This window comes from Achromobacter sp. Marseille-Q0513, from assembly GCF_018195695.1.
Taxonomy (GTDB): Bacteria; Pseudomonadota; Gammaproteobacteria; order Burkholderiales; family Burkholderiaceae_B; genus Achromobacter.
On sequence record NZ_JAGTJY010000451.1, the window covers coordinates 1 to 602 of the forward strand.

General features: G+C 56.0%; 1 protein-coding gene. It reads right to left on the reverse strand.

All coding sequences use genetic code 11. The features are described 5' to 3' along the window. Positions 1–358 precede the first annotated feature (358 nt). Positions 359–602, reverse strand: a 244-nt coding sequence (locus KDH83_RS31205) for a hypothetical protein (RefSeq protein WP_212322978.1), incomplete at its 5' end; no start/stop codon positions are given.

The window sequence follows — 602 nt, forward strand, 5'->3', positions numbered from 1 at the left end:
AAAACATACCGTTCAACACATCGCGCCAGTGGCGCGATGTTCATAGGTGGCGGCTGGGTGTAGCGCTCGCGAGCCATACGATCCAGTCGTAGAAACAGATCCCTGGTCTTGTCTGGCGGAAACATCGTTAATTCCTCCTAAGTGATTCTGAGCTGAATCAAGGATGTGGCGGCCTTCGCCGCTCCTCGCTGCGTCGATAGGCACAGCAGTCACGGCAACCGCAAGCGTCCGTCAACACCGCGGGGCGACTCGACATGAGTTGCCGGTAGCGGCTGTGGTTGGCTCATGCTTCTGTGTTGCTCTACGAACGACTTCGGCTCGGTGGCTGACTCGTTCAATGCACTCTGACCTTGTCCAGTCAGTGCGATCGCTGCACATCGCCCAGCGGGCATTGACTCGCACGAGAGGAAATTTTCCGGTCAGGGTAGTCAATGACGCAAAACGCAGTGGCTTTCGACGATATGGGCGAAAGGAACGCGCCTCGAATGTGCAGTTCATCTCCATACGCTTGGACGAGATAGTCCAGGGGATATGGGGTTTTCAGCACGGAGTTTGTGTCGATGTCTGTTTTTGTGAGTACGCCGTCTGCGCTGATGCGATGG